The 23566-nt window shown below is 57.8% G+C and carries 26 protein-coding genes; 9 read left to right on the top strand and 17 right to left on the bottom strand.

Going from position 1 to position 23566, the window contains the following annotated elements:
- The first annotated feature begins 121 nt into the window (after positions 1-121).
- The 3 genes from AC6I7A_RS04090 to AC6I7A_RS04080 all read left to right on the top strand — a co-directional run bounded on the left by AC6I7A_RS04090 (position 122) and on the right by AC6I7A_RS04080 (position 1432).
- The gene (locus tag AC6I7A_RS04090) at positions 122-772 is read left to right on the top strand and encodes a CPBP family intramembrane glutamic endopeptidase (protein WP_009091835.1); all 651 of its coding nucleotides are present in this window, start codon (positions 122-124) and stop codon (positions 770-772) included.
- 159 nt (positions 773-931) lie between these two features.
- Positions 932-1102: a hypothetical protein gene (locus AC6I7A_RS04085; protein ID WP_009091837.1), complete on the top strand. Its 171-nt coding sequence runs from the start codon at positions 932-934 to the stop codon at positions 1100-1102.
- A gap of 99 nt (positions 1103-1201) precedes the next feature.
- The gene (locus AC6I7A_RS04080) at positions 1202-1432 is read left to right on the top strand and encodes a hypothetical protein (RefSeq protein ID WP_046102016.1); all 231 of its coding nucleotides are present in this window, start codon (positions 1202-1204) and stop codon (positions 1430-1432) included.
- A 116-nt stretch (positions 1433-1548) separates the two neighbouring features.
- On the opposite strand, the gene yniD is transcribed toward AC6I7A_RS04080, so the two are convergent.
- The 6 genes from yniD to AC6I7A_RS04050 form a co-directional block, all read right to left on the bottom strand.
- Entirely contained in the window at positions 1549-1656 is a 108-nt protein-coding gene (yniD, locus tag AC6I7A_RS04075) for a small membrane protein YniD (protein ID WP_230200810.1), read from the bottom strand.
- 122 nt (positions 1657-1778) lie between these two features.
- Positions 1779-2207, bottom strand: a complete 429-nt coding sequence (locus AC6I7A_RS04070) for an OsmC family protein (protein WP_046101325.1) — start codon at positions 2205-2207, stop codon at positions 1779-1781.
- A 58-nt stretch (positions 2208-2265) separates the two neighbouring features.
- Positions 2266-3453, bottom strand: coding sequence for an FMN-dependent L-lactate dehydrogenase LldD (gene lldD, locus AC6I7A_RS04065; protein WP_058956385.1), 1188 nt, complete (start codon positions 3451-3453; stop codon positions 2266-2268).
- Positions 3453-4226, bottom strand: coding sequence for a transcriptional regulator LldR (lldR, locus tag AC6I7A_RS04060; protein ID WP_009091846.1), 774 nt, complete (start codon positions 4224-4226; stop codon positions 3453-3455). Before lldR ends, lldD begins: the two co-directional genes overlap by 1 nt.
- Complete coding sequence (gene lldP / locus AC6I7A_RS04055; protein ID WP_058956386.1) at positions 4223-5878, bottom strand: L-lactate permease; 1656 nt, start codon at positions 5876-5878, stop codon at positions 4223-4225. The genes lldR and lldP overlap by 4 nt, the downstream gene beginning before the upstream one ends.
- Before the next feature lie 208 nt (positions 5879-6086).
- Positions 6087-7256 (bottom strand): cyanate transporter, encoded by a 1170-nt coding sequence (locus AC6I7A_RS04050; RefSeq protein ID WP_058956387.1) that lies wholly within the window; start codon positions 7254-7256, stop codon positions 6087-6089.
- A gap of 87 nt (positions 7257-7343) precedes the next feature.
- On the opposite strand from AC6I7A_RS04050, the gene AC6I7A_RS04045 reads away from it, so the two are divergent.
- The 3 genes from AC6I7A_RS04045 to dbpA all read left to right on the top strand — a co-directional run bounded on the left by AC6I7A_RS04045 (position 7344) and on the right by dbpA (position 12226).
- Positions 7344-8204, top strand: a complete 861-nt coding sequence (locus AC6I7A_RS04045; protein ID WP_009091854.1) for a LysR family transcriptional regulator — start codon at positions 7344-7346, stop codon at positions 8202-8204.
- Between the two features lie 89 nt (positions 8205-8293).
- A complete protein-coding gene (locus AC6I7A_RS04040; RefSeq protein ID WP_058956388.1) occupies positions 8294-9682 on the top strand; it encodes an amidohydrolase in 1389 nt (462 codons plus the stop codon).
- A gap of 1161 nt (positions 9683-10843) precedes the next feature.
- Entirely contained in the window at positions 10844-12226 is a 1383-nt protein-coding gene (gene dbpA, locus AC6I7A_RS04035; protein WP_046101317.1) for an ATP-dependent RNA helicase DbpA, read from the top strand.
- A gap of 33 nt (positions 12227-12259) precedes the next feature.
- Here the strand turns inward: dbpA and AC6I7A_RS04030 are convergent, their stop codons facing one another.
- Positions 12260-12652 carry a YgiW/YdeI family stress tolerance OB fold protein gene (locus AC6I7A_RS04030; protein ID WP_009091859.1) on the bottom strand — a complete coding sequence of 131 codons (393 nt, stop codon included), beginning with the start codon at positions 12650-12652 and terminating at the stop codon, positions 12260-12262.
- Positions 12653-12819: 167 nt separating this feature from the next.
- Here AC6I7A_RS04030 and AC6I7A_RS04025 point away from each other — a divergent pair, with 167 nt between their 5' ends.
- The 3 genes from AC6I7A_RS04025 (at position 12820) to AC6I7A_RS04015 (ending at position 15848) form a co-directional block, all read left to right on the top strand.
- Positions 12820-13782, top strand: a complete 963-nt coding sequence (locus AC6I7A_RS04025; protein WP_009091860.1) for a chemotaxis protein — start codon at positions 12820-12822, stop codon at positions 13780-13782.
- A gap of 54 nt (positions 13783-13836) precedes the next feature.
- Positions 13837-13971, top strand: coding sequence for a hypothetical protein (locus AC6I7A_RS04020; protein WP_255348909.1), 135 nt, complete (start codon positions 13837-13839; stop codon positions 13969-13971).
- Positions 13972-14270: 299 nt separating this feature from the next.
- Complete coding sequence (locus AC6I7A_RS04015) at positions 14271-15848, top strand: methyl-accepting chemotaxis protein (protein WP_046101315.1); 1578 nt, start codon at positions 14271-14273, stop codon at positions 15846-15848.
- A 124-nt stretch (positions 15849-15972) separates the two neighbouring features.
- Here the strand turns inward: AC6I7A_RS04015 and ymcF are convergent, their stop codons facing one another.
- From ymcF to proA, 10 genes are all read right to left on the bottom strand, one after another.
- The gene (gene ymcF / locus AC6I7A_RS04010; RefSeq protein ID WP_153009165.1) at positions 15973-16143 is read right to left on the bottom strand and encodes a cold shock small protein YmcF; all 171 of its coding nucleotides are present in this window, start codon (positions 16141-16143) and stop codon (positions 15973-15975) included.
- 3 nt (positions 16144-16146) lie between these two features.
- Positions 16147-16359, bottom strand: coding sequence for a transcription antiterminator/RNA stability regulator CspE (cspE, locus tag AC6I7A_RS04005; RefSeq protein ID WP_009091867.1), 213 nt, complete (start codon positions 16357-16359; stop codon positions 16147-16149).
- Positions 16360-16675: 316 nt separating this feature from the next.
- On the bottom strand, positions 16676-17098 hold the full coding sequence (locus AC6I7A_RS04000) for an Ivy family c-type lysozyme inhibitor (protein WP_052722459.1): 423 nt from the start codon (positions 17096-17098) through the stop codon (positions 16676-16678).
- A 155-nt stretch (positions 17099-17253) separates the two neighbouring features.
- The gene (locus AC6I7A_RS03995; RefSeq protein WP_058956389.1) at positions 17254-19008 is read right to left on the bottom strand and encodes a putative phage tail protein; all 1755 of its coding nucleotides are present in this window, start codon (positions 19006-19008) and stop codon (positions 17254-17256) included.
- A 204-nt stretch (positions 19009-19212) separates the two neighbouring features.
- Positions 19213-19506, bottom strand: coding sequence for a hypothetical protein (locus AC6I7A_RS03990; RefSeq protein ID WP_009091873.1), 294 nt, complete (start codon positions 19504-19506; stop codon positions 19213-19215).
- On the bottom strand, positions 19503-19850 hold the full coding sequence (locus tag AC6I7A_RS03985) for a DUF7940 domain-containing protein (RefSeq protein WP_046101313.1): 348 nt from the start codon (positions 19848-19850) through the stop codon (positions 19503-19505). The genes AC6I7A_RS03990 and AC6I7A_RS03985 overlap by 4 nt, the downstream gene beginning before the upstream one ends.
- Positions 19847-20314, bottom strand: coding sequence for a glycoside hydrolase family protein (locus AC6I7A_RS03980; RefSeq protein ID WP_009091877.1), 468 nt, complete (start codon positions 20312-20314; stop codon positions 19847-19849). The genes AC6I7A_RS03985 and AC6I7A_RS03980 overlap by 4 nt, the downstream gene beginning before the upstream one ends.
- A 203-nt stretch (positions 20315-20517) precedes the next feature.
- Positions 20518-20796: a transcriptional antitermination N peptide gene (locus AC6I7A_RS03975; RefSeq protein WP_058956390.1), complete on the bottom strand. Its 279-nt coding sequence runs from the start codon at positions 20794-20796 to the stop codon at positions 20518-20520.
- Positions 20797-21219: 423 nt separating this feature from the next.
- On the bottom strand, positions 21220-21951 hold the full coding sequence (locus AC6I7A_RS03970) for a S24 family peptidase (protein WP_009091882.1): 732 nt from the start codon (positions 21949-21951) through the stop codon (positions 21220-21222).
- Between the two features lie 361 nt (positions 21952-22312).
- Entirely contained in the window at positions 22313-23566 is a 1254-nt protein-coding gene (gene proA / locus AC6I7A_RS03965) for a glutamate-5-semialdehyde dehydrogenase (RefSeq protein WP_058956391.1), read from the bottom strand.

Raw genomic sequence — 23566 nt, 5'->3', positions numbered from 1 at the left:
CCCGCCTGCTCCGGTGTTTAGTCTGCGGCAAAAATAAGCATGCAATATTGTCTCAAGGGCTGACTCGACAGCGATCAGGCGCATTGCTACTATGCGCTAACCTTCGCTGGCAGAGTCGCCTATGAACACCAATTCCGACAGAGTGACCCTGACGCTGTTCTACGTCGGCAGCTTTGTGGTTTATTACCTGGTTACCATGCTGATCACGCTGTTTCCCAACTACAGCGTGCTGCGCAATGACGGACTGCTGGTGCCGGTGCTCTGCCTGTTTGAATTTGCGGTCATCTACCCGCTGTATCGCTTCTACTGCCAGCGCCGCGCCGATCTGCCGCTGGGTGAACTCGGCATGCTGCAGACCCTGCTCTTTACCGGCGCGCTGTTTGTCCTGATGGCGGCCCAGATGCAGTTTATGCAGCCGGAAGGCTGGCTGGTGATGCAGGCCCAGCAGGGACGCAATTCGCTGCTGATTCTGCTGCTCACCGCCGTGCTGCTGGCCCCGGTGTTTGAAGAGGTGCTGTTCCGCGGATTCCTGTTGCAGGGCTTTCTGCTGTGGGCGCCGCGCAGCCGCTTCGCCTGTATGCTGCTGACCTCACTGCTGTTTGCGGTGATGCACACGCAGTATGTTCACTGGCAGACCCTGATCGCCCTGACGCTCTTTTCGCTGCTGCTCTGCTACGCCCGGCTGCGGAGTAACAGTCTTGCCCTGCCTATCTTTCTGCACACCCTGAACAATCTGATTGCGCTGCTGCCCGCCTGGTATTTCGCGGGCTGACGCCTCATCGCCTCTCTGCTGACGCACCGTTTTCCGGCCGTGTCGCGGGCCACCGCTCACACTGACAATGCTGCCCCGGCACGTTTGTCTATACTGGTGGATAAAAAGGGAAAAAAACGTCACAGTCCGGACCAGCAGACCGTGTAAAGGAGAAGAGCGATGTTGATAGGATTTGTGTTGTTAGTGAGCGCATGTGGATATGATGCCTGTGAGGCGCTACCCGTCTCGGAGCGTATCTATCCGACCAAAGCCGACTGTGAAACGATGGCGCACCGTATTCACAAAGTCAGACCGAACGTGGTCCTGCTTTGCGGTGAAGTTCATCGCTGATTCAGGGCCAGTCGCAATAAAGCCGCGCGGCAACATTGCAAGCTGGCGATTTAGCGTACAAAATATAAGCTGTTGTTCACCATTATCGTTGTGAATCCCATGAAAACATCACGTCCCCGTCGTCCTGCCGGACGCTGGGTTTACTATCTTTTGTATGATGGCATTCTGTGGCCCTGCCCTGTCCGCTGGGAGTGGGAGAGCAGTTATGGCGGCTGGCTGCCGTTTTACTACACGCCTACCTTTGAGTTTGTGGTGGGCGATCCGCGTAAGGCTCATCGCATTGCGCGCAGCGACGTGCGGGTCAGACGGCGCGAAGATGCCTTTGTCTGAGCGAAATCTACCGCCACGGCAGCCATGAGGCTGTCAGCAGGAAGTAAATCGCCTCCAGCACGATAATCACCATCAGTAAGATGCCCAGCGTGTGACGACCTGTTCCCTTCATCGGTTCAGGCCCAAATCATCGCAGCCCAGCGTATCAGCAGCAGGGCACCACAGATGCATAACAGCACCAGCACCCTCTTCCACTGTTTTCTGGCCGCCCGGACTCTCATCATCGCGGTTTCCTCTCTGTCAGAAAGCAAAGATGCGCCTCAAGGCGCATCTGTTTCGGTCAACAGCAGGACCGGTTGTGCATAGCGTCGCGCCAGGGCCGCCAGAGGGCGACCCATTACCGGCATCAGTTATTCAGCGTGTAATCCAGTGTGATTTCCGCATTCAGTAACTGAGAAACCGGGCAGCCCGCCTTAGCGTTGTTGATGATTTCATCAAACGCTGACTTATCAATGCCTGGCAGAGAGACGGTGCTGGTCAGCGCCACTTTGGTGATGGCAAAGCCGTCGCCTTTCTTGTCCAGCGACACATCGGCCGTGGTATCAATGCTTTCCGGCTTGTGGCCCGCATTGCCCAGCATCAGCGACAGGGCCATGGAGAAACAGGCCGCGTGCGCTGCACCAATCAGCTCTTCCGGGTTGGTACCTTTGCCGCCTTCAAAACGGGTGTTAAAACCATAAGGCTGCTGGCTCAGCACGCCGCTCTCAGTGCTGACGGTGCCTTTGCCTTTGATATCGCCTTCCCAATGCGCCGAACCTTTCTTATGAATGGTCATCTCATTCCTCCTGTGGGTAAAGAAGCTAAGTATAGACAATGCATTCATTTTCGCAGGCTTAACTCACCGCGCGCGGACGGGGTGAGGCGCTCTGCGGTTCCAGCAGCGCCCCGGCCTGCACCAGCGAATCGCGCGTGATATCCGCGATGGACTTCGCGCCGGTCAGGGTCATGGCAACGCGCATCTCCTTCTCAATCAGGTTCAGCAGGTTTTCCACGCCGCGCTGACCGTGGGTCGCCAGCGCATAGATAAAGGCGCGTCCCAGCAGCACGCTGTCTGCGCCCAGCGCAATCATGCGCACCACATCCAGCCCGTTGCGGATACCGCTGTCTGCCAGAATGGCGAGGTCCCCTTTGACGGCATCGGCAATCGCCGGTAACGCCCGCGCAGACGACAGCACACCATCCAGCTGACGGCCGCCGTGGTTAGACACCACAATCCCGTCGGCCCCGAAGCGCACCGCATCGCGCGCATCTTCCGGGTCCAGAATCCCTTTGATCACCATGGGCCCGTCCCAGAACTCACGGATCCACTCCAGATCGCGCCAGGAGATAGAGGGATCGAAGTTGTTCGCCAGCCAGCCGATGTAATCTTCCAGTCCGGTCGGCTTGCCGAGATAGGCAGAGATATTGCCCAGATCGTGTGGACGTCCCTGCAGGCCGACATCCAGCGCCCACTGCGGATGCGTGACCGCCTGCCAGTAGCGCCGCAGCGCGGCGTGCTGGCCGCTCATGCCGGAGTGCGCATCGCGATAGCGGGCACCCGGCGTCGGCATATCGACGGTGAAGACCAGAGTCGAGCAGCCCGCGGCTTTGGCGCGCTCCAGGGCGTTGCGCATAAAGCCGCGGTCGCGCAACACATAGAGCTGGAACCACATCGGGCGGTTAATCGCCGGTGCCACCTCTTCAATCGGGCAGACCGAAACCGTGGAGAGGGTAAACGGAATCCCTTTCAGGGCGGCCGCGCGCGCCGCCTGCACCTCTCCCCGACGGGCATACATGCCACACAGTCCTACCGGCGCCAGCGCAACCGGCATCGACAGGGTTTCCTTAAACAGGGTCGTTTCCAGGCTCAGTTCTGACATGTTCTTCAGAATACGCTGGCGCAGCGCCACGTCCGACAAATCCTCCACATTGCGACGCAGGGTATGTTCGGCATAGGCCCCGCCGTCAAGATAGTGGAACAGGAACGGCGGCAGGATACGTTGCGCGGCGGCGCGATAGTCACTGGCAGCTGAGATAATCATCAGTCAGATTCCTTAGGGTTGCGTGTGTCGTTATCCGGTAAGCGGGTGATGCGCGCCTGACGCGCTTCATCTTCATGCAGGCTTTTCATGGTGGTGTGAACAAACCCCAGGTGCTGCATCGCCGCCTGGCGGGCGGCGTCGGCGTCGCCCGCGAGAATGGCGTCGAGCAGCGCCTGATGCTGTTCCGTGAGGCGGGCAAAAATCGCAGGCTGGGTATACATCCGCTGACGACTCTGCATGACCGAGGATTGCAGCAGTTCAAAAAAGCCCCGCATGGTCTGCAGCAGCACCAGGTTGTGCGACGCCTCGGCAATCGCCAGATGGAAACGCACATCGGCCTGGGCGGCGAGATCGGGATCGTCACTCTCCTTCAGCTTCAGCGTGGCATCAAAGGCGTATTGCAGCCGCTCTCTGTCGGCGTCGGTGGCGCGCAGTGCCGCATGCCAGGCAGTGCTGGCTTCAATGGCGTGACGCGCCTCCAGAATGTCATAGCGGTAGTCGGGATCGTCATGCAGCAGCTGGCGAATCGGCTCCACGATGCGCTGTTCCGACCAGGGCGCCAGCTGCTGCCGGAGCCAGGTTCCGCCGCCGCGCCGGCTGATCAGCATCCCGCTGCTGATCAGCTGCTGAATCGCCTCACGCAGCGAGGAGCGTGAAACACCGAGTTCAGCCGACAGCTGTCGCTCGGCGGGCAGGCGCATGCCTGGCTCAAGTTGATGGTCGGTGATGTACGCCCGCAGGCGCGTCACCAGCGGGTCTGCCGGGTTTGTCATGGGATCATCCAGGGGAAAACGTAGGCCTGAAGCGTGGTAATGAGACCGACCATACAGGTAAAAATCAGGCTGTGTTTCACGGTAAAGCGGAACAGGTCGGACTCTCTGCCCACCAGCCCGACCGCCGCACAGGCGATGGCGATCGACTGCGGTGAGATCATCTTGCCGGTCACGCCGCCGGTGGTGTTGGCCGCCACCAGCAGGACATCGGAGACGCCAATCTGCTGCGCGGTGGTGGCCTGCAGGGCGGCGAAGAGCGCATTGGATGAGGTGTCAGAGCCGGTCAGGAAGACGCCCAGCCAGCCCAGAAATGGCGAGAAGAAGGTAAACGCGTGACCGGTGTGCGCGAGGGCCAGCGCCAGCGTGGCGGAGAGGCCGGAGTAGTTGGAGATAAAGGCAAAGGCAAGCACCATCCCGATAGAGTAGATGGGCAGCGCCAGCTCCTTCAGCGTGGCGGCAAAGGTCTGCAATCCGGCCCTGGGTTTCATGCGCAGGAAGATCATCGCCGCAATCGCCGCGATCAGAATCGCGGTGCCGGTGGCGGAGATCAGATCGAGCTTATAGAGGGCCGGATAAGGCGTGGCGCTGCTGACCACCGGCGGCACCCGCGCCACCAGCCCATTCAGTAGCGGAACCGGTATGTTCAGCACCCACTCATAGAGCGCGCCGCCCTGGGTGAACAGCGCCTTAAACGGCGGAATACTCCAGAGCGTTACGGTGGCGGTGAGAAACAGGAACGGCATCCAGGCGCGAACGATCTGGCCCAGCCGGTACGTCTGCGGCGGCGTCAGGGCGTCATCCTGCTTCGCCCCGGCATCAGCAAAGCGGAAGATGCGCACCGGCTTCCAGACCCGCAGGAACAGCGTCAGAGAGATCAGCGAGGCGAGCGACGAGATAATGTCAGGCAGCTCCGGCCCCAGAAAGTTGGAGCTGAGAAACTGGGCGACAGCAAAGGAACCGCCCGCCACCATGACTGCCGGCCAGGTCTCTTTTACCCCACGCCAGCCATCCATAATCGCCATAATCCAGAACAGCACAATCAGGGTCAGCAGCGGCAATTGACGTCCGGCCATCTGGCCGATGGCGAAGCTATCCAGCCCGGTGACCTGCCCCGCCACGATAATCGGAATTCCCATCGCGCCAAAGGCGACCGGCGCGGTATTCACGATCAGGCAGAGTCCGGCGGCATAGAGCGGGTTGAAGCCCAGCCCCACCAGCAGCGCGGCGGTAATCGCGACGGGTGCACCAAAGCCCGCCGCCCCTTCCAGAAAGGCGCCGAACGAGAAGCCGACAATCAGCATCTGCAGGCGCTGATCGGGCGTAATCGACAGGATAGAGGCGCGGATAATATCGAACTGGCCGGTTTTAACCGAAATTTTGTAGACGAAAACGGCGGCAACAATGATCCAGGCTATCGGCCACAGGCCGTAGAGAAAACCATACACCACGGCGGCCAGCGCCTGTGCCACCGGCATCTGATAGAGGAACAGAGCCACCAGCAGCGCCAGCACCACAGTCAGGGTGGCCGCCAGATAGCCCTTCATCTTAAGTTTAATCAGTGCAAAGAAGAAAAACAGGATCGGTATCAGTGCGACCAGGCTCGAAAGCCAGATGTTGCCCAGCGGATCGTAGTTTTGTTGCCAGATCTGCATGCCGTTATCTCCAGAGGAAAGATGAGGTGGAACACAGTCGCTGTGCTGCATTCCCTCAGCCCGCCGGATTGGTCAGACCACATCCGGCTTTCGGGGCCTTATGGCTGGAGATAGTTAATGCATTGTTAACTTGTGGCAACAAAAGTTGCGCGATTTTTCTGGTTGTGTGAACCAGGGAAAAATATTGCGCCGATTGGTCTGACCAAAATCAGGGGTTTTCTTCGGGAAAGGCGTGCGGATAACTGCGCGGATGGAAACGCAGATTCAGCGCAATCAGCAGCAGCGTAACCGCCGCCTGCAGAACCCACACGCTGCTGAAGTGGCCGGTAAGCGTGTGCAACTGCCCGGCGATAAACGGCATACTGCCCGCGATAATAAAGCCGACGCCCTGCATAAAGGCGACCAGCCGCGCACCCGCCTGCGGCTGCGCCAGATGATCCAGGGCCAGTACCAGCGCCAGCGGAAACGCCCCGCCCAGTCCTGCGCCCGCGATCCCCGCCCAGAGCCAGGGAGCCAGCTGCGGGGCAAACAGGAAGCCAAGCATGCCGCTGAGCTGCATCGCCAGCGTCAGCAGCAGCAGCGGACGGCGATCGCGCCCCCGCGCCATCAGAGGCAGCAGCAGCGCCCCGGTCACCTGACAGCCGATCATCATGCCGAGCAGTGAGCCGCCCGCCTGCGCAGGCCAGCCGAGCTGATGATAGAAGTCGGGCAGCCAGGCGACACAGATGGCGTAACCGCCGTTCACCAGGCCGAAACTCAGCGCCAGTGTCCAGGCGCGCGGTTTACGCCAGAGGGAAGGCAGCGCTGCCCTCTCCTGGCGGGCGACCGGTCTGCTAGCGATAAACAGCCAGAGCAGCATAGCCAGCACCACCGGCAGCGCCCAGCTGCTCAGCGCGCCCTGCCAGCCAAGCTGCCCGGTCAGCCACGGCGAGATTGCCGCACCGATGCCGCCGCCGCCCATCAGCGCCGCGGCCCACAGGCCGGTGACCCCGGCACTGCGCTGGCCAAAGCGCTGGCGGATCACTCCCGGCATCGCCATCTGCACGATGCCGATGCCCGCACCGCCCGGCAGGGTCGTCAGCACCAGTCCTCGCCCCTCCGTCACAAACAGCCGGCTCGCCAGGGCCAGCAGCAACAGCAGCAGCCCGCCCAGCAGCAGTTTGCGCACGGAAAAGCGCTGCATCAGTGGCGCACTGACGAGGGCAATCGCGCCCATCATCATCATCGGCAGCGCTGGCAGCAGCGACGCCGCCAGCGGTGACAGGCCAATGCTCTGGCGTAACTGGCCGAGCAGCGGGCTGACGGAGGTCATCAGCGGCCGCATATTCAGCCCGGCCAGTACCAGTGCCGCCAGCAGCAGAACGTTATCTCTCTTCATCGGCAATCCATACGTTTAAAAGTTGTCAGCCTGACAGCAGCCGATACTATTGGGAAATGAAATTTTACTCTGCCAGGTAGTGAAAAAATGAATCGTCAGCCGATGTTTACCCCGCAGCAGTTGCTCAGTTTTGTGGCCGTGTGCGAAACCACCAGCTTTACCCGGGCGGCCGACCGGGTGCACCTGTCGCAGTCCACCGTCAGCCAGCAGGTGCGGCGCCTTGAGGAGATGGTGGGAAAGGCGCTGCTGGTTCGCTCCTCGCATCAGGTGCAGATCACCGAAGAGGGCGAGAAACTTTTAGGTTATGCGCGACGGATTATTGCGCTGAACGGAGAAGCCCACGATGTCCTGAGCGATCAGTGGCGCGACGGCGTGCTGCGGCTGGGAGTGCCGGAAGATTTTGCCGCCCCCACCGCCGGTCTGCTGGCGCACTTCAGTCGCGCCCACCCTCAGCTGCGGCTGGATGTGATGAGCGGCATGCAGGTGGAGCTGAGGCGCGCTTGGCAGCGTGAAGAGCTGGATATCATGCTGATTAAGCAGCCCTATGGCGATCGTCCGCTGGCATCGCGGCCGGAACCGCTGCTGTGGCTCGACAGCGCAGAGTGGCCCTGCTTCGAACAGACGCCGGTGCCGCTGGTGCTTTTTCCCCAGCAGGGGCTTTATCGCGATGAGGTGTGTCAGACGCTCGATGCGCTGGGCCGAAGCTGGCGCATCAGTTACAGCAGCGCCAGTCTGGTGGCGCTGGCCGCTGCCAGTGCGCAGGGGCTGGGGCTGACGTTGCTGCCCGCCAGCTGTCGCCTGCCCGGACATCGGGTGCTGGGCCGTGAGCAGGGGCTGCCGGTGATTGATACTTTTGAACTGGCGCTGTTCTGCCGTCATCCACAGGATCCGTTGCAGCGCGCGCTGGCGGAATCACTGGCGGCGTTCGGTCAGCTGCGCTGGCAGTGAAATATCGAATAGTCACCAGTGAGAAATAGCGCAGCAGGGTAAGCCCGCCTTTGTCAGATTAATGGTCTGTTCCCCTGACTGGAGTTTTTATGCCTGTTTCCTCTTCATCGAGCCGCCGTAACTTTCTCGGAAACGGTGTCCGCTGGACCGCCGCAGGCGGCCTGCTCGCTGCGGGTCTCGGCCCGGCCAGTGCCGCGACGACCTCCGCCCCCTCCGTCTCCCACCCTGACACCCCCGCCCCGCTGCCTCAGCAGGATCGCTATCTGCTGCGCAATGTGCGGCTGGAGGAGGGATTTATTCGCGAGGAGGATGAGATCGTCGCCACGCGCACCGGCCGTTACGATATCAGCGTGCGCGACGGCAGCATTGATCGACTGACGCCCGCCGGTCAGGGTGATACGACTCTGCCGTCATGGGATGCGCAGGATGCACTACTGCTGCCCGCCACCCGGGATATGCACATCCACCTTGATAAGACCTTTTATGGCGGCCCGTGGCAGGCGCCCCGTCCCCGTCAGGGCAAAACCATCATGGATATGATTGCCCGCGAGCAGGTGCTGATTCCGCAACTGCTGCCGCACTCACAGGCGCGCGCCGAAGCGTTAATCGCCCTGCTGAACGCCAAAGGCACCACCCGCGCCCGCAGCCACTGCAATATCGATCCGGTCAGCGGCCTGCAGAGTCTGGAACATCTGCAGGCGGCGCTGGCGCGGCACCCCGACTTTCACTGCGAGATCGTGGCGTTTCCACAGCACGGCCTGCTGCACTCGCAGGTCGATGGCCTGATGCGCGAGGCGATGCAGCACGGCGTCGCAAAGGTGGGCGGGCTGGACCCCACCAGCGTGGATGGCGCGATGGAGAAGTCACTGGATGCGATGTTCCGGATTGCACTCGATTATCAGCGCGGCGTTGACATCCATCTGCATGAAACCTCCCCGGCTGGCGTGGCCGCGATCCAGTACATGATCGATACCGTCGCCAGTAACCCGGCGCTGAAAGGCAATGTGACGCTGAGCCACGGTTTTGCGCTGGCGACGCTGGAGGGGAGCGCCCTGAACACAATGATTGAAGGGCTGGCAGAGCAGCAGTTCAGCGTGGCCTCAACGCTTCCCCTCGGCAAACTGACTATGCCGATTCCGCAGCTGCAGGCGGCGGGCGTAAAAGTCATGACCGGCACCGACAGCGTTATCGATCACTGGTCACCCTTTGGCACCGGCAGCATGCTGGAAAAAGCGAATCTCTATGCCCAGCTCTATCGCGGATCGGATGAGTTTTCGCTGTCGCGGGCGCTGGGGATTGCCACAGACGATCGGCTCCCGCTTTCGGCTCAGGGTGAGAGACAGTGGCCGCAACCGGGCGATGAGGCGAGCATGATGCTGGTAGCCGCCAGCTGCTCCGCTGAAGCCGTGGCACGGATTTCACCGGTAGTCGCGACCTTCTCGCGCGGTAAACCCGTGTTTGCGCTGTCATCGGCCTAAAATCGCAGGGCGGATGCCTCGCGCTGAGCCTGCTTAGTCATAGCGGAGAGATCGAGCCTGCTTAGTCATAGCGGAGAGAGCGAGCCTGCTCAGGGAACAGGGTCAGATCGGAAAGTCGCTCAGGCCATCCATGGCCGCTCGGCCCGCGCCGTCCCTGGCGCGGGACGCTTTCCTCTTCTGACCCTGTTCCCTGCGCCTTATACTTCATCATTGCAGCCACAATCATCCTGCCTGTGATCTTACCGTCAATGTCAGTAACTGATGCGTCTGCCGGACGTAAAGCGAAGGGAGCATACGCCTGTAGCAAAGCATAGCGGGCCAGGGATGGCCCGCGCTGAGCCTGCCAGGGATGGCGGTTTTGCGTCTTTGCGGAGGGCGTATGCTCCCTGAAGCCTGCTCTGACAGGAAGCTGAGTGGTATCTCGAAATGGATCGCGCCTGCTCAGGGAAACGACTGCCGGACATACGCCTCCCAGAAACGACAGAGCCTCCACAGGGGAGGCTCTGCATTTACCTGAGCGGAGTGCGTGTTACGCGCTTTTGGCCCATTGTTGATTCGACATTAATTCCATTGCCAGCGCGTATAAGCGACGATCTTCCTGATCACAGGGCTCATCTTCCGCATAACACCCGATCATCGAAGCGATCTTATCCGCAGATAAGCTCTCTCCATGAACGTGAAGTGTCAGTACGGCGCGGCCTACTATTTTAAGCACATTTTCATGTGGTCCCTGGATGCTATTACTCAATGCAAATACCCTCTACCGGTCGTTGTACCAGGAATATGGCGCGCTAAATATAAAGCAATTAGCTCAGGATTTTTATCGGCACCAGGAGTGATATTTTTTAATGATTAATTCTATTACTGGAGTCATGACAAAGGATTTATCTGATTAACAATGAAATAAATTTTTAAAAACGGCAGCTTATAAACCTATGACTGGCCTCATGAAATACCCTTTTTTGATTAGTCGCCTTCGGCACCGGCCAATTAATTAAAAAAAACCACCATTTTCAGGCAAACTTCAGTCTATTCCTAAGCGATACGGCAGAGATAGATTCACCCAGCTAACCATCGAGGTTCCCGTTGCCGTCTGGCGTGCTTTCTGCCAGACTTGCCCCGCAATCATGCCCTACACTTTCAGCCTCAGAGGCCGCGCCCGTGACCGCTTTTTCTACCCTCAATTCGCTTCCCGACAGCCAGCTCGATAACCTGCGCGAGATGGGCTACACCAGCATGACGCCGGTCCAGGCCGCCACGCTGCCCGCCATTCTGCAGGGACGCGACGTGCGCGCGCAGGCAAAAACCGGCAGCGGTAAAACGGCTGCGTTTGGTATCGGCTTACTGCATCACATCGACAGCACCCGCTTTCAGACTCAGGCCCTGATCCTCTGTCCGACCCGTGAACTGGCGGATCAGGTAGGCAACGTGCTGCGCCAGCTGGCACGCTTCACCCGTAACATCAAAGTCCTCACCCTGTGTGGCGGACAGCCGATGAGCGCACAGCGCGACTCCCTGGTGCATCCGCCGCATATCGTGGTCGGCACGCCAGGCCGTATCCTCGATCACATCCATCGTGAAAACCTCAAGCTCGACCAGCTCAACACGCTGGTGCTTGATGAAGCAGATCGGATGCTGGAGATGGGCTTCCTGAATGATATGGAAACGATCATTGAAGCCACCCCCGCGTCACGCCAGACCCTGCTCTTCTCCGCGACCTGGCCTGACGGCATCACGGCTATCAGCACCCGCTTCCAGCGCGACGCGCTCAGCGTGGTGACGGAAGATGTCAGCGAACTGCCCGCTATTGACCAGCAGTTCTTTGAAGCGAGCCACAATGAAAAACTGGGCTTACTGATTGCCCTGCTCAGCGATCATCAGCCCGCTTCCTGTGTGGTCTTCTGTAACACCAAACGTGAATGCGACGATGTTGCCGCGGCGCTCAACGCACGCGACATCAGCGCCCTGCCGCTGCATGGCGATCTCGAACAGCGCGACCGCGAACGCGTCCTGATCCGCTTCGCTAACGGCAGCGGCCGCGTCCTGGTCGCCACCGACGTCGCCGCACGCGGACTCGACATCAAATCACTGGCGATGGTCGTCAACTATCAGCTCGCCTGGGACCCTGAAGTCCACCTGCATCGCATCGGGCGCACGGCACGCGCCGGTGAGCATGGCGTTGCGGTCAGCCTGGTGGCACCCGATGAGATGGCTCGCGCCCATGCGCTGGAAGATTTCCTGCAGCAGAAACTGCCGTGGATCGCGGCCAGCACGCTGAAAAAAGGCAGCAGCAAACCGCTGCCTGCGGCCATGATGACGCTCTGCATTGATGGCGGTCGTAAAGCCAAGATTCGTCCGGGCGACATTCTGGGGGCACTGACCGGTGAGGCGGGGTATCGCGCGGAGCAGATTGGGAAGATTGTGCTGACGCCGACCCATGCCTATGTGGCAATTGAAGCCAGTCAGGCAAAAGGCGCGCTGGTGAAACTCAAGCAGGGCAAAATCAAAGGCAAAACCTGCCGGGCAATTCTGCTGAAGGATTGAAAAAACGGGCGAGGAGAACCTCGCCCGTTTTTATTACGGCTCTTCGATTTGGGTCACGTGCAGCGTGGTCTTATCCCCTTTCCCCTGCACCTTGCCGCTGACCCGCACTTTGTCTTCCGCAGTGTAGGTCTTACCATCAAAGGTTTTCTTCGGCGCGATAATCGGTAACGTTCCGGTGTTGTCGCGGAACTGATAACGTTCACCCTGCTCTTTCTTCACGATGTAGCCTTCCAGCGTCACGTAACCGCCCTGACGGAAGTCGCGGATCTGATCGATATGCGTCTGACCGGTATCTTCAGAGCCTTTATAGCCCGCATCCTGCTTGTGCTGTGGCGGTGGCGTTTCGCCCGCTTTGTATCCACCCTCTTCCGCTGCAACGCCCGCGCTCACCATCACCAGCAATGACGCTAAAATCACTTTTTTCATTTCACACTCCTTTATTGGAAAGGTGTCCATGTTGAACCTTCAGGGTTAAGCCTGGCACATTAATTGGCGATCGTTTTATTTCACCCTTCTCTTCTCACCTTTTTCCGTTTGCTGCCGATAACCTTTACACACCCTATTTCACCAGCTGCGTTAACGCAGAGGCAACCATGGATAATTTTCAAAAAGAGATTGATGAAAGAGCGAACCTCGCGTTATCGAACAAGTTTGAGCTGCTGCTTTTTCGCTTAGGTTCCGATCAGCTGAAAGGCAAGTCCGAGCTGTTTGGCATTAACGTCTTCAAGCTGCGTGAAATTGTGCCGATGCCGGCCATCACCAAAGCCGCTGGCATGCGATCGCCGCTGCTGGGGATGGCGAGTATTCGGGGTCAGTTCATTCCGGTCATCGACCTGCCTGCCGTGGCCGGTTGTGTGCCGGAAACCGGCCTTAACCTGCTCCTGGTGACCGAGTATGCCCGCAACACTCAGGCGTTTGCCGTTGAGTCCGTTGAAAACATCGTGCGTCTCGACTGGAGCCAGGTTCACACCGCGGAAGCGGGTATCGGCGGTCGCAACATCACCAGTATCGCCTGTCTGGACAGTGACAAGCAGAGCAACGAACTGGCGATGGTGCTGGACGTTGAGCAAATCCTGTATGACATCATTCCGTCGGTGCGCGGCGTTGAGCCGGAAGCGGCCCGACCACGCACGTTCAACTATCGCCCTGGCGCCGTTGCGATTGTGGCAGAGGATTCCAAAGTGGCGCGTCAGCTGCTGGAACAGGGCCTGAAGAGTATGGGCATCCCGGCGCTGATGTATAACACTGGCCTGGAAGCCTGGGAAAAAATTAAGCAGATGAGCCAGGACGCGCAGGCAGCAGGCGAGTCGATCCATGACAAAATCGCTCTGGTGCTGACCGATCTGGAGATGCCGGAAATGGATGGCTTTACGCTGACCCGCAACATCAAGCGTGACCCGATTCTGAAGTATCTGCCGGTGGTGATTCACTCCTCCCTCTCCGGCAGCGCCAACGAAGATCACGTGCGCAAAGTCGGTGCCGATGGCTACGTGGCGAAGTTTGAGCTGAACGAACTGTCAGACGTGATTTTCAACGTTCTCGACGCGGCCCGCTAAGCGAACGCGGGCACATTCGCCCGCGTTTACGGCTCACCTGACAAGGAACCGACTATGCACATTGAAACCTTACCCGTTACCCCTGCTCGCCAGAAGCTGCTGCGTGGCCGTTTACGCCAGCTGGCATGGATTACCGCCGTTACTCTGAGCCTCGCATTCTGGGCTGGCCTCTACTTTTTGATTTTCTGACGTTTAAGCCATTGCTTAAACCGGGCTGTCAGCGTTTCTGCTGACAGCCCTTTTTTTTGTCTTAATTTCGCCGCTCAATCATTGTTCATTTTTTCTGATGCTTAGACCCGGTTATTTATTCACGCAACGTTATTACTTAAAAAATATTAAAGGTACACCTGCGTACTCCGATAACTGTATGCGCGAGCCCCCCTTTTTGTCTGCGGTCCTGGCCTCGGGCATCAGCAAGGCACTGCGCACAACGGCAAGGCACCTGATTGTTGATAACTCATTGATTAATATTAAGACGGGAAGAGATTATGTTCATTATCAGTAATATGAAGGTGGGAATACGGCTCGCTGCAGCCTTTGGTATTATTGTCACGCTACTGATCGTCATCGGCGTAACCTCGATAACGAGGATTAACAGTATTAATACGGCGATCGCCTCGATCGTTGACGATCGTTATGTAAAGGTCCGACTGGCCTTTGATGTACGCGACGGTGTTAACGATCAGATTAAATATCTGCGCGGCATGGTGATCGACACGCTGCACCCGGAAAAGAATGCGAAACGCTTTGGTCAGCTGGAAGAGGCGACACAACGCACTAACAACGCCATGAAGAAGATCGAGGCCATTCAGGTCACGCCGGTGGGTAAGAAAAAGATCGCCGGTCTTCTCGCTTCATCGCTGGCCTTCGAAAAGGTGAAAGCCGAGCTGATGGCGCTGGTACAGGCGGGTAATTTTGATGCTGCCAGCACCTATGTGCTGCAATCCATGACCGCCACACAGAATAAATTCCTGCAGGACGCCATCAATTTTGCCAACTCCCAGGACGCGCAGCTGCGCAGTGAGGGTCAGGGCATTATGGATAATGGCCAGTCGGCTATTACGGTCACGCTGATTTTCTCCGCCCTGGCGATTCTGGCTTCCATTGTGCTGGGCTACTTCCTGACCCGCTCTATCGTCCGTCCGCTGGTGGCGGCGGTTGACGTGGCTGAACGTGTTGCCGCAGGCGATCTGAGTTCGCAGATGCAGGTCACCTCGCGTGATGAGACCGGCATTCTGATGCAGGCGCTGCAGCGAATGAACGACAACCTGCTCTCTATTGTGACCGAAGTGCGCACCGGCTCCGACACGATCGCGGTGGCCTCGAATCAGATCTCCAGCGGCAACCTCGATCTCTCTACCCGTACCGAACAGCAGGCCAGCTCGCTGGAGGAGACCGCGTCGGCCATGGAGCAGATGACCTCGACGGTGAAGCACAACGCCGATAATGCGCGTGAAGCCAATCATCTGGTGTCGGCAACCTCCAGCGTGGCGCGTGAAGGCGGCGTGGTGATGGAGCAGGTGATTGAGAAAATGGAAGCGATCGCCCTCTCCTCACGGAAAATTGTCGATATCATCAGCGTTATCGACTCCATCGCTTTCCAGACGAACATTCTCTCTCTGAACGCGGCGGTTGAAGCGGCACGTGCGGGCGAGCAGGGTCGCGGTTTTGCGGTGGTTGCGACGGAAGTGCGCAATCTGGCGCAGCGTTCAGCGTCAGCGGCAAAAGAGATCAAAGTGCTGATTGAGGATTCTGTCGCGAAAGTCGATGAGGGCAGCAAGCTGGTCACACATGCGGGTTCTACTATCGGGGAGGTGGTGAACAGCGTGCAGAGCGTGGCGAACATCATGAGCGAAATCACTATCGCCAGCAGCGAACAGAGCAGCGGCATCAGTGAAATCAACCAGGCGATTACCCAGATGGAAGCGGTGACCCAGCAGAACGCCGCGCTGGTACAGGAAGCCTCAGCCGCGTCACAGGCGCTGCAGGATCAGGCAGAGCGGATGGCACAGGCCATGAGCGTGTTTAACACCGGTAAACTCTCCCTGCAGCCGGTACTGCGTTAACGCCCGAAGCGGCCTGCTGCGGCGGGCCTGTTTCCGAATCGGGCAACAGCAGAAACAAAAAAGGCTGCCAGAGGCAGCCTTTTATTACTGTAAATGCAACAACGCTATATGGCTCACTAGCCTGTCAGAGTGCGCGAGGCTGGCTCTGACTTGCAATCCTCGCCGTGTTCACCTGAACAACAACAGATTTGCAGAAAATGCATTTCGCTCCATGCGGATTGGCTCTTGTGACATCAAAATGTGATGTACGAAACTGTGAGCCATGACAGTGTGGACATTTAAAAGTAATGTTCAGTCCTTAGAGACCAACAACGTTCGCAGCAGCTGGGCCTTTAGCGCCATTTTCTACTGTGAATTCAACTTGCTGACCTTCGTCTAATGAACGGAAATCGGTGCCCTGGATTGCAGAGAAGTGTACGAATACATCTTTGCTGCCGTCCTGAGGAGAGATGAAACCGAAGCCTTTCTCTGCGTTAAACCATTTAACGGTACCGCGAATTTTGTTAGACATGCTTAAATCCTTAATATATCGAGCCTTCCGGCATAATGGCCTGAGAACAGATTTTAATCAGAATGTAAGAGAAGACTCAAAAAGAAGGGATGTCTCGCGACAGACTTAGAGATGAGAACTGCTTTGGTTACTTACTTTGATAGTGTCTGTTAATCAAACCGACGATTCATTAAGCCACACTTAACCAGGTGGCGCAAGCCGCAATTGAAATTAATCTCAAATTGTGCGGCTGCCCGTTTCAGCGGGCCGGCATGCGGGGAAACGTCTCAGCGATGCGTCCCGCATGCCACTCTTCTGCTCTGTCTGCCAGCGTGACTCAGGGTGCCAGATCGCCATTCAGCTCGCTCAGCAGGCTATTGCGCATCCCACCCTCATCAATGGGATCGAGGTTCAGCCAGGTCAGCGTCTGACGCCGGCTTTTCTCATCATAATCGGAGTAGACGCCATGAATATCGCCCTTCTCCGGTGAGTAGAGGATGGCAATCGTCTGCGCCGGACAGTTGTGTGGCTTACATCCCGACAACGCCTGATACTTCACCCCCTTAATGGTGACCTCCGTGGCCGGGGTACTGGTGCCGCCCTGCTTAACCCATGCCGGAAAAGCGTGTCCGGCGATCAGCTTGTGATACGCCTGGCCGGTCTGTTTGTTCTGGATAAAATCAAACAGATAGGTTGGGGCCGCGGCACTCGCGAACAGCGGAACGGCAGCCAGCACCGCCGCGATAACGCCTCTTTTCATCCTCTTTTTCTCCTCATATCTGGGTTTTATCTGCGCTGACCATGACCTTATCGGTTTTACCGCGCGCTGTCAGTATCGCCGGGGTGCCGTTACGGTTTCTGACGGCCGATCAAAAAAAGGGCGAGGCCGGAGCCTCGCCCAAAACATGCCGATCATCAATCGTAGTAAGGGACCTTGCGGTCAACGCCGTTGATATTGATCAGCACAAACCCCGTTGGCGCGGTCTTGTTGGCGGGTGTTCCCGCTGCGGTAGCGAGTGTAACCACGCCTTTTTCGTTGGCCCCGATGCCCGCCAGTCCGTTGTGCATGCCGAAGCGTGCCGCGGGTTTCAGGGAGCCGACTTTGGTGACGTCTGTCACCACGGACATGTCGGACTGGAACAGCGAGCAGGAGCCGGTGTCGAAACGGGTCGGCCCGGTGGTCTTCAGGTTGAACATCGTCTCGCCGCTGTTGGCTTTCAGCTTGACCCAGATAACGGCATAGGTGGTCCCTACCCGGCCATAGCGGATGTCCAGCACCGACGGCTGCCCCATGTGGTACGCATCGGCCCAGACCGTCTCCAGACGCTGCAGGTTGATCAGCGTCTTACCCGTACCGACGACGTTAACCGGCGAACCGGCGGTGCCGGAGGGCGTGGTGGCGTCCGCTTTCCCGATTAACTCCATCACCCACTGCTGGTTAGGCGCCGGGAAATAGAGCTGACCCAGCCGATACCAGTTATCGGTGTCGGTGTTGTTCACCACTTTATAGCCGCTGTAATAGCCAGCGCGCAGCGAACCGGTCAGGAAGGAGCCGTAGTTTTCATCCCGACGATAGCCATATTCAAAGGTCGACAGCCACTTATTGCCGGCCACGTCATTGGTGATTTTCGCCCCGGCCTGCAGGTTGATATGACGCATCAGGACGCGGGCATTGTTGAGATTGAGCGGCGTGCCGCAATCTTCAATGTTGAGCGTATCGATGGTCCAGCCGCCGTCCGACAGATCCCCCGGGTTGGTGGTGTGCTCAATCCAGACGTTGCGCATGATCCCCTGAGTCACGCGCGGCATATAGAGCGTGGCGTCGCCATAGCCCGACTGGAAGTTGGCGTTGCACAACTCAATCGCAGTTGAGTGGTCCCAGTTCCCCTTCGGTGTGTTTGACCAGCCAACATCAAACACGCGTGAGAAGGTGCTTGAGCTGTAGATCTGATCAAACTTGCTGTCGAGCGTATCCTGCAGCTTAAAGACGGTTCCGCCGGTGCTTTGCGCCTTGAAGCAGAAGATATTGACGATCTGGCCGCCCACAATCGTGTTTTCAAAGAACGGCTGAACGTTGCTGCACTGCTCTGGCGTGACGGTGACTTTGGCAGTGGTGTCGACGGTTCCGGCATTAGCCTGTCCATGCCAGCAGATGCCTTTGATAACGATCCGGCGCGCATTAACCTTAAACACCGTATTGGCGCTTTTGTTGGAAATGATGGTGGTCCGCGGTGACGATCCGAGATCGCTGTCATCTCCCTGGATACCAAAAAACGCCGTCTCCGTCGCGCTGAGATCGATGGGTGAAATCAGGAAGCGGCCACCCGGAAAACGCACCGGCAGCGATTTCACGTAGGTGTTATAGCTCTGTGTCCATGCCAGCATCCGCATAAAGGCGTCGGTATCATCGGTGACACCATCCCCTTTCGCGCCGAAGTGCAGAATATTCACTTCAGTGGGATCGTTGATGGTGCGCTTCCAGTAGAAACCGTTCCCCACCGCCACCGTACCCCCATCATCCTTCAGCGGGGTGGTGCTGAGGAAGCCGACAAAATCAGCGCCGCCACGGAAGCTGGAATCTTTGTCGTAATAGCGTTTCAGGCTCGCCACTTCACCTGATTTTGATGGGACTGTGGTACGCAGTTCAGCAAAAGAGTTAACTTCGATCATAGAATCCTCCTCAGGATTACCGGGATATCGCGCTGACCATCAGCGCACTACTTCGCCGCAGCCGGATGGCCGCAAAGGGTGTCCCACATGTCGTTGTGGGTGTTGATGGCGCGCACCGTACGAACGTCCATTTTTTGCGCGTCATCGCCGTAGGTATAAAGAGGGGAAAAAAGAACGCAGGCAGAGTCGGTGATCGCCACCGGCTCAGGGTTTGTGGTATTTCGACTGCTGCAGCTTGTCGCGAGCAGCAGCGTCATCAAGGCTGTGGTTATCAGTCGCCACACGGTTAGCCTCCTCGCGGTTATGTTGTTGCTGTTGCGCCACCGCAGTCACGCGGGCCGCCTCCTGTTGCGCGTTATCGACGTCGTTCCGCGCTTTTTGCTGCACTTTGCCCACTTTCCTGCCACCAAAATAAGTGGCCCCAAGGGCCGCAATCACGGCGGCCAGCGCGGCAAGCCAGTGCCAGCCGCCGCCCAGTAATGTTGTAATCAGCGTCATGGCTGCGTTCCTCCGGCCTTCTGCTTCTCGTTCAGCAGGTTTTTCTGACGAACAAACTGGGCGATGACGCCCATCGCCACCATGAAGGCGCCGACCAGCCCCAGATAGTTGTGCGGCAGAATCGTTTTGACGTCCTCCGGCAGCACGCTCCAGGCATCAACGGCGGCAGAAGGAAAGGATTGCGCCCAGGCGCTGAGCATCGATCCCAGCGACGCCAGCCAGACTGACCAGGTTCTGAAGAGCAGGCGGGCGTGCGAGACAAACTGGAGGGTGGTGAAACGCTGCAACAGCAGCAGGATGATGATCGCCGTCAGCACGGCGACCAGAAACATGAGCCATCTCATAGCAACCCCCTGTAAACCGCATAGGTTCCGCTGCGCATCATCTCGGCGTGACGTCTGGCCCGGCCCGGTGTCTGACGGGCCCACAGGCTGTTCATCATCGCGTCCGCCGCCTCATCAAACTTCTCAGCCACAATGGCGCTGAGCATGTTTTTAAACTGCATGACCCCGTCGACGCCCAGCTGATACGCCATGCTCAGCAACACATCGGTGCGGGCGTCATTGCACTTTGCCAGCGCGTTACGCAGCAGTTCCCGGCTCTGCATCTCCTGAATTTTGTTTTCGAGAATGCACTGCTTCCAGACATCTCCGACGCGCCGTGGCACCCGGAACGCATAGTTGTTCAGCGAGGCGCCCTTGGGTCCGATGCGGATGCCACCGGCTACCGTGGGGAACCCCAGCGTGTCGAGGTAAGGCGCGTCGACATACCCTTCTTCAAAGTTCAGTACTGCGATTATCTGGCTCATAACGACTCCTCAATGACGGGTTAAACCCATTCAGCCCTGTGAACAGAAATACATAACGCCCACTGATCATTACCCTGTCCGGCGCAGCAGAATGCCCTGCTCACCCTGCAGCAAAACTGAACAGTAATTCAGCAGATTACGCCCAGCGAAAGCTGGAGAACGCAAAGCGTTATCCGGAACGAAAAGGTGTGTTTTTTTGCGCTTCAGCTCACGGCGTAGAGATGGACGTGAGGCAGACAGCAGTTGTCGAAAGCGGGAGTCTCTTTGCTGATGATGCGGGGTGCAGTAATCGCGCGATCCACGCGCGGGATAACCTGACGCTGGCAGATTTGTTCTGCGCGCCGCAGGGCAGGTGTTTCAGCTGGAGAGTTCAGGGCCTGGTCGATACTCTGTTTCAGGCTGCTGAGAGGTTGGCGCCGCCGATGGCGACGAGTACGTGCGTTGCCCACAAAAACGCTTTTGCCATAGTGAATTATCGCCATAACTCCTCCTGTGAATGAGTCTTTGGCGATGGGGTGGCAGGCGCGAGCTTTCGGCGAACCGAACGGGCCCGAATGTCGCGATTCACGATCGCACGCTCGCCCCCCGGCTGCGTAAGCAGCCAGGTGGAAAGTAAGCGAAGGGGAAATAAACGGCATCTGACGACGCTGCATTTTGCGCATCCACCCCATCCCAAAGTTCACTGACTTTTGGGTGGTATGATTCGCGCTTGTGCAGCGCCTCAATTGTTTAAGAGCGGCTCATCCCTGAAAGAACGGCGTTGTTCATCCATATCCAAATTATTAACAGGTTCTTATGCATTATCAAACACTGTTGGTTAATTTTTTATTTACCGCTGGTTAAATTTATGAATTTATGCCGATTATTTTTTTGCGGCCCGCCTGAGAAACGCCATAAAGGCGGGCTCAGCCGAGGATTTGATACTGTCGCGCCTGGCTCATGATCACTTTTGCCAGAACCTTCAGGCTGGTGACGTCATCATGATTGAGATACCAGGTCTCATAACGTTTATTGTCTGATATTACAGCAATTTTCTTATGCTGAAGTTGCAGACGCTTGAGGTAGAGCTGCTCATCAAGGGTAAAGATGTAGATGCCGTCGCCATCAAACATCCGCACGCTGATATCGACAAACAGCTGATCGCGCGGCGCAAAGGTGTCCGCCATCGAGTCGCTGTTAATCGCGATTAACCGGATGTTTTCCGCCGGGCGACCGTTGAACAGCACCCGCGCCTCATCCGGACCATATTCAATCGCCTGGATGGTTTCGACAAACTCGTCCCGCGCGGGCAGGCCCGCCGCGCTGCGCTGACCAATGTCCAGACTGTCCACCCGGAACACATTTTTCCGTGCGGCAAACGTGTTCAGCGTCACCGGCTCTGCGGGTTGATCCATCCCATATTGCAGCCACTCCACCCGGACGCCCAGCAGCTCGCTGAGCGCCAGTAAGTTGCCATCATCAGGCACTGACTGCGCGTTAAACCACTTCCACACTCCCGGCGTTGAAATTTTACAGCCCTGCTTCTGCAGGGCGCTGGCAACCTGTTTGTTCCGTCCATGTCCGGCAATGCCGGCACTCTCACAGGCCGCTATCAGCCTGGCGGTGAAAGCTTGTTTTGTACTTTCTTTTTTAACCATTAGTTAATAATCAGCCATAGAAGAGATACTGGATGTTATTTTCATTATTGCTACCAGTTCATTTTATATTACCGCTCGTTTACTACCTAACCGCTTTATCAAGCGTTCCTGATTATCATTATCCGCCTCAGCCTGCGACGGGACAAAAAATATTGCCTCAGGCCGCATAGCGCCTTGTGTTTCAGGAATGTTCCGTAAGAAATTGCGTGAAATTCAGCCAGCAATCTGGCCTGCGATGAGGTGACCGGAACGGAATTGAAACTGAAGCGCAGAAAATCCTATCTTTCACTGGCCCGAAAAAGAGACGCTAAAAAAAACGGGAGCCTGTGAAAGACTCCCGTTTTGTTAAAAATTATCGCAATTATGAGCGGAGCGTATCGTCGCCCCAGGCTATCCATTTATAGGTGGTCAGCGCCTCTAATCCCATCGGACCGCGCGCATGCAGTTTCTGCGTACTCACCGCCACTTCAGCTCCCAGACCGAACTGCCCGCCATCGGTGAAGCGGGTGCTGGCGTTGACATAGACGGCTGACGAGTCAACCTGGCGTACAAAGCGCATTGCTTTGCGGGTGTCGCGGGTCAGAATGGCATCCGAGTGCTGCGTGCCGTGCGTGCGAATGTGATCAATCGCCTCATCCATATTCGCCACTAACCGGACGTTGAGATCCAGCGACAGCCACTCGTCGTCATACTGCTGCGGATTGACCAGCGAGACCGATGCCGGCCCCTGCTGCAGCTGCGTCAGCACGTTGCTGTCAGCATGCAGCGCGATCGCCTCCTGCGCCATACGCGCGCTGAAAGCGGGCAGGAAACGATCGGCCATAGCCTGATCCACCAGCAGGGTCTCCAGCGAGTTACAGGCGCTGGGACGCTGTTTCTTGGCGTTGACGATCAGATCAAGCGCCGGTTCGATCGCCATCGTCTCATCAATGTAGATATGGCAGACGCCGATGCCGCCGGTGATCACCGGAATGGTGGAGTTTTCCCGGCACAGCTTGTGCAGGCCAGCTCCGCCGCGCGGGATCAGCATATCGACGTAACGATCCAGCTTCAGCAGCTGATTCACCAGTTCACGATCGGGGTTCTCAATGGCCTGGACAATTGCCGCCGGTAGTCCGTGCTGTTGCAGCGCCTTCTGGATCACCCGCACGGTGGCCGCATTGGTGCGCCAGGTCTCTTTTCCGCCGCGCAGAATCGCGGCGTTACCGGTTTTCAGGCAAAGGCTGGCAACATCCACGGTGACGTTTGGCCGCGCCTCATAAATCACGGCTACCACACCCAGCGGCACACGACGACGTTCGATGCGCAACCCGCTGTCGAGCTGCCCGCCATCAATGAGCTGGCCAACCGGATCGGCGAGCTGGCAGACTTTGCGCACATCGCTGGCCATGCTGCTCAGCCGCTCCGGATTGAGCGTCAGCCGATCCATCAGCGCGGCGCTCATGCCATTCTGACGCGCATCGGCTAAGTCCAGCGCGTTAGCCGCCAGAATCTCAGCGCTTTCCGCCTCCAGATAGTCGGCAATGGTCATCAGCACCTGGTTCTTCTCTGCCGTCGACAGATCGGCCACGGTATACGCTGCGGCACGCGCCGCTTTTCCCATCTCTTCAAGCAT

This window comes from Type-F symbiont of Plautia stali, from assembly GCF_059731105.1.
Note: the sequence above shows the minus strand (reverse complement) of the source record. Positions and strands in the feature narration are given on the sequence as shown.